Origin of the sequence: Thauera propionica, assembly GCF_002245655.1 — a bacterium.
In the GTDB taxonomy this organism is placed as follows: Bacteria; Pseudomonadota; Gammaproteobacteria; order Burkholderiales; family Rhodocyclaceae; genus Thauera; species Thauera propionica.
Genome location: NZ_NOIH01000031.1, coordinates 1 through 3449, shown reverse-complemented (window position 1 = coordinate 3449; position 3449 = coordinate 1). Strand labels below are relative to the sequence as shown.

Sequence of the window (3449 nt, the reverse complement as noted above, 5' to 3'; positions counted from 1 at the left end):
GCAATTATGCGCGGCCCTCGATTATGCAAGGTTCGGTTGTAGATACCGTCTGCGCCTGACATAGGCTGGGCTTGTAGGGCTGTCTGGCGCATTTCGACTTGCCATAAAAGATCGTGTTCTCTGTGGTTCCCAAACACCACAGGAGCACATCATGCCCACTGATCCGTGCCTGGCGACCCTGGTTCGCCGCGACTGGCTGGACGCTGGCCCGCTCGGTCACCTCATTGACCCGTACATCGTAGCGCTGCGCGGCCAGCGCTACGGCGAGCGCACCATTCGCGGCTACGTCGGCTGCCTCGCCCATTTCTGTCATTGGATGGCGTGCGACGCGATCGCATGGTCGGCACCGGAGGCTGTGTCGCTCGTCGAGCGCTTCTTGCGCGATCACCTGCCGACCTGTGTCTGTCCAGTCCCCTGCTATGCCTCGGTCGCGAGTTCGGGGGCAGCGCTACGCCACCTCCTGAAGCTGTTGCCGGCCAGTCAGCCCGCTGTGCTCACAGATCCAGTGACGGTTGAACTGGAGCGCTTTGGTCAGTATCTCTCGAGCACCTGCGGCCTCGCGCCCGTCACCTGCGACCGACGCCTACACATCGTCGGTTGCTTTCTGGTTCGGGCGTTCGGAAGCCGGGCAGCGACGGTGTCGCAGATTGCCAGCGTGCAGTTGGATGAGTTCTTCGCGGAACTCAGCACGCACTTGCAGCCGGCATCGCTGCGGACGGCATGCAACAGCCTTCGCAGCTACTTTCGTTATCGGGCTCTGCTCGGTGACTCGACCGCCGGGCTGGCTGCAGCCTTGCCAAGAGTCGCGGATTGGCAACGCACCACCTTGCCCAAAGTCCTGTCGGACGCCGAACTTGAAGCCTTCCTGGCCACGTTCGATCTCACTGATCCAGTCGGATTGCGCGACTACGCAATTGCGCGCTGCCTGCTTGATCTGGGGCTACGCGGACAGGAGGTGACCTACCTCACTCTGGAGTCCTTGGACTGGCGCCAGGCAACGCTGACGATCAGCGGCACCAAGAGCAAACGCGTGCAGCAGTTGCCGCTACCTGCAGTCACCGGTGAAGCGATTGCGCGCTACCTGCGCGAGGGGCGGCCGACGCAGAGTCAGAATCGCGCGCTATTCGTACGGCATCGTGCACCGTTCGATAGACCTTTGGGTGTGCCGGCGATCCGCAATGCGATGAACCGCGCCTTCGTTCGCTGCGGTTTGCGCGATCGGTTCTGCAATACCCATGTTCTTCGGCGCACGGTCGCGACCCGTTTGCATCGCGCGGGAGCCTCCATCAAGGAGATTGCCGATCTGCTGCGCCACCAAAGTCTCGATACGGCACGTGTCTACGCCCGCGTCGATCTGGTTGGCCTACGTGCCGTGGCGATGCCGTGGCCGGGGTGCACATCATGAGTGCCGCCGTGTCCTGGATCTCGCGAGTCGAGGCGTACCTGGCCTATCGGCGCCGTCATGGGTTCGCGCTTAGTATCGATGAAACCCAGCTCATCTCGTTTGCCCGCTTTGCCGACGGGCTCGGAACGGCAGAGTACCTGAGCGTGGCCCTTGCGATCGAATGGGCCCAGCGTTCTCGTCGCCCCAGTCCACTCAGCTGGGGGCGTCGAATCGAGGTGCTGCGGGGCTTCGCGCGATACTGCCTGCAACTCGATCCGCGCACCGAGATTCCGCCGCAATCGCTCTTCGGTCCGGCTCATCGGCGCTTGGTCCCTCACATCTATAGCGAGGCGGAGTTGATTGCACTGCTCGAGGCGGCCAAGGGCCTGCCTCCACCGGGTGGGATGCGGCCAGCCACCTCCCGCTGTGTCTTTGGCTTGCTTGCAAGTTGCGGTCTGCGTATCTCCGAGGCGTTGGCGCTGAGCCGCAGTGACATCGACCTCGACACGGGCGTTCTTCACGTCCGGGAAGCGAAGTTCCATCAACAGCGTCTGGTACCGCTCCACCCCAGTGTCTGCGAGGCCCTGCGTGCGTACGCCAGCTTGCGTGAGGCGCACTTCCCCAGGCCGCTGTGCGACCGGTTCTTTGTGCGCGACGACGGCCACGCGGTCAATCAGGCAGCCATCCGCTACGCACTGCAGACGCTGTGCCGGCAACTGGGTTGGCAGCCTCGTGGCGACTATCCCCATCATCGACTGCACGACTTGCGGCACACCTTCGTCGTGCGTGCCACGCTGCGCTTCTACCAGCAAGGCATCGATGTCGATCGAGCGGTCCTGGCACTCTCTACCTACATCGGTCATGCGAAGGTCAGCGATACCTACTGGTACTTCACTGGCATTCCCGAACTGATGGCCATCGCCGCTGAACGTTTCGAGCGTTACGCAGAGGGAGCACCGCAATGAACGCCTTGCTCACCGACCCCGCCGAATTCGCCTCCTTGCTCCAGCGGTTCTTTGCCGAACGGTTGTTACAGCAGAAGAATGCCAGCCCGCGAACGATTGCCGCCTACCGCGACACCTTCCGGTTGCTGTTCGGCTATGCCGAAAGAGAAAGGGGAACGCCGCCGGCGAAGCTAACGCTGAACGACTTCGATTCGACGCTGACCCTCGACTTTCTGACCTATCTGGAAACGGAGCGTCGTAATACGGTGCGCAGCCGCAACGCACGGTTGGCCGCCGTTCGCGCCTTTGCCCATTACGTCTCGCTGCAATGCCCACCAGCCTTGCAGCTCATGCAGCAGATCCTGGCGATCCCAATGAAGCGTTTCGAGAAACCCCTCCTCGGGTTTCTCTCCCGCGACGAGGTTCAAGCGCTCCTCGCTGCGCCAGACATCACGACCTGGTGCGGTCTGCGCGATCGGATGATGCTCACGCTGCTCTACAACACCGGCGCCCGCGTCTCCGAAATGATCGGCATCCGGGTCGCCGACGTCACCCTCGCAACCACGTCATCGGTGCGCCTGCATGGCAAAGGCCGCAAGCAACGAACCGTCCCACTCTGGAAAGAGACAGCTGCCGACATCCGACGTTGGTTGGCGTATGCGGATCTGAAAGCCGCGCACCCACTCGTACCAACCCGCAAGTGCCTGCCGATGACCCGCACGAATGTTGCTGAACGGCTTGCCCTCGCGGTCCGTGACGCGACCAAACGATGTCCCCAGCTACAGGAGCGCCACATCTCGCCACACACCTTGAGGCATACGACCGCGATGCACTTGCTACAGGCCGGCGTCGATCTCACTGTCATCGCCCTATGGCTGGGGCACGAAAGCCCAGTCACGACTCACGGATACGTCGAGGCCGATCTCGCCATGAAGGAGCGTGCGCTGGCCACCATCGCGCCGCCCGGGGCGGGGAAACGCCAACGCTATCGTCCGACTGACGCCGTCCTCAAGTTCCTCGAAAGCCTCTGAAATTATGCAAAGCAGAGCACGCGACCCTCCGTAGAGGACCGCACTCGAGGCCGAAGGGCTTGCATAATCGACGACCGCGCATAATTGCGC

Annotated in this window: 3 protein-coding genes; all 3 read left to right on the top strand. The window is 62.5% G+C overall.

Annotated features, from left to right (window positions below; genetic code table 11):
- Nucleotides 1-151: 151 nt before the first annotated feature.
- Genes CGK74_RS16845 through CGK74_RS16835 form a run of 3 tightly spaced genes read left to right on the top strand, consistent with a single transcriptional unit; the run spans nt 152 to nt 3359 of the window.
- Nucleotides 152-1405, top strand: a complete 1254-nt coding sequence (locus tag CGK74_RS16845; RefSeq protein WP_094269564.1) for a site-specific integrase — start codon at nt 152-154, stop codon at nt 1403-1405.
- A complete protein-coding gene (locus CGK74_RS16840) occupies nt 1402-2349 on the top strand; it encodes a tyrosine-type recombinase/integrase (protein WP_094269565.1) in 948 nt (315 codons plus the stop codon). The genes CGK74_RS16845 and CGK74_RS16840 overlap by 4 nt, the downstream gene beginning before the upstream one ends.
- Nucleotides 2346-3359, top strand: coding sequence for a tyrosine-type recombinase/integrase (locus CGK74_RS16835; protein WP_094269563.1), 1014 nt, complete (start codon nt 2346-2348; stop codon nt 3357-3359). The genes CGK74_RS16840 and CGK74_RS16835 overlap by 4 nt, the downstream gene beginning before the upstream one ends.
- Nucleotides 3360-3449: the final 90 nt, after the last annotated feature.

Coding starts and splice junctions, on each gene's coding strand:
- CGK74_RS16845 (WP_094269564.1), top strand. CDS start 152: ATGCCCACTGATCCGTGCCTGGCGACCCTGGTTCGCCGCGACTGGCTG.
- CGK74_RS16835 (WP_094269563.1), top strand. CDS start 2,346: ATGAACGCCTTGCTCACCGACCCCGCCGAATTCGCCTCCTTGCTCCAG.
- CGK74_RS16840 (WP_094269565.1), top strand. CDS start 1,402: ATGAGTGCCGCCGTGTCCTGGATCTCGCGAGTCGAGGCGTACCTGGCC.